General features: G+C 52.1%; 1 pseudogene. It reads right to left on the reverse strand.

Features of this window, described 5'->3' with window-relative positions:
• Window positions 1-1,502 (reverse strand): annotated as a pseudogene (locus tag ABUA47_RS24730) (viral A-type inclusion protein); the annotation flags it as partial.

Raw genomic sequence — 1,502 nt, forward strand, 5'->3', positions numbered from 1 at the left:
ACTTTGTGCACAGCCGCATCACGCTGCTTCTCCAAAGTCAGCCTTTCGCCCTGGGACTGTGCCTTGCGGATTTTCTCCGCATATTCCTCAGCGATGGCCAGTTTCTGCTGCTGGAAGGTCCCGTATTCCTTCAGATAGTCACGCATGGCTTCCGCCTCTTCCCTGTACACGTCCGCCTCCGCTTTTTTCCGGGACGCGGTGTTTGAGGCACGGGCTTTTTCAAGTTCATCCTGTTGCTCCCGGGTAAGTCCGTTATCTCCGGTGGAAAGACCGGCTTCCTTGTTCTCACGCTTCCAGTCGGCTTCCTGCCGGTTTATCTCTTCTTTCCGGGCGTTATAGTCATATTCGATTTGTGCCAGTTTCTTCTCGGTACCGGCTTGCATACGGTTTATCTCTTCCTTCCGGTTCTCGGCCTGCAGGGCGGCAAGATCCTGCGCCAGCCTGCGCTCTGTGGCAAGCCGTTGCTTGGCTTCCGCTTCCGGATTCTTCCCGGACTGTTCGGGGTCGGTATGTCCGCCGATATTTCCTTTTTTGGCTGCTTCTGCGGCTTTCCTTACCTCTTCCTCCGCTTTTTTCAGATAACCGTCGCGTTTGTTTTCGGCATTTTTCAACAGTATGTCATAAGCTTCCTGATCATGTTTCTTGATGGCAGCCTGTGCGTCATAGAACTGCCCGGATTCTGCCATGCTTGACTGCATGATATATTGTCCCCATTTCCCGAAAAAGCCCATGGCGCTTTCCGCCTCTTCCGGTTTCTGCGCCTTGATTTTATTCACCTCTTCATCGGCTTCTGCAGCTTTTTTTACAAGGTTCTGGACATTGGCCTGGTGCAGCAGAACCTGTACATAGTCCTCGCTCTTTTGGATAAGGGTATCATACCATTCGGAAAGTGTTTTATAATACCCGAAAGATTCCCCGTACTTGCGGTTCAGTTCCTCTACCTTCGCCTTTTCCTGTTCCTTGCTGCCGGTGAAGTTCTTTATTTCATCGATGACCGATTTCAGTTCGAAGCGGGTACGCACCATCTGGGCACGACCGTCCTTCTCTATCTCGGTCATTTCCTTGAGTGATATGTTGAATTCATCCACGCCTTTTTTGGCACTGAACAGGTTTTTCGTCCAATCCCAGATTTCATCACCGTACATTACCAGCAGCATGATGCCGGTGGTCATGGCCGTCTGCCAGGAAAAGAGCGAGGACAGGACCTGTTTCCATACCGGTGTGCCTTTCTTGCCTGACTTCTGCAGCTCATCATATTCCTTACGGGCACGGGCCAGTTCGTCCGTAAAAATCGGCAGGTTGTTGGATATGGCCAGAAAGAACATCTGCGGTCCCATGGCCAAAGAAGGCATTTCACGGGCCATCTGCTGGATGCTGTTGTGAAGCCCGTTGAACTGGCGCTGTGCATTGGGCATGTCTGCAGGGGTGACCTGCACGGATTCCGATTCCTCCTGCAGCAGTTTCAGTTTGCCGCGCAATTCCTCAAGCTGCTTCTCCAGTGC

The organism is Bacteroides sp. RTP31139st1_H2_RTP31139_211217 (genome assembly GCF_040227615.1).
Lineage (GTDB): Bacteria > Bacteroidota > Bacteroidia > Bacteroidales > Bacteroidaceae > Bacteroides > Bacteroides uniformis.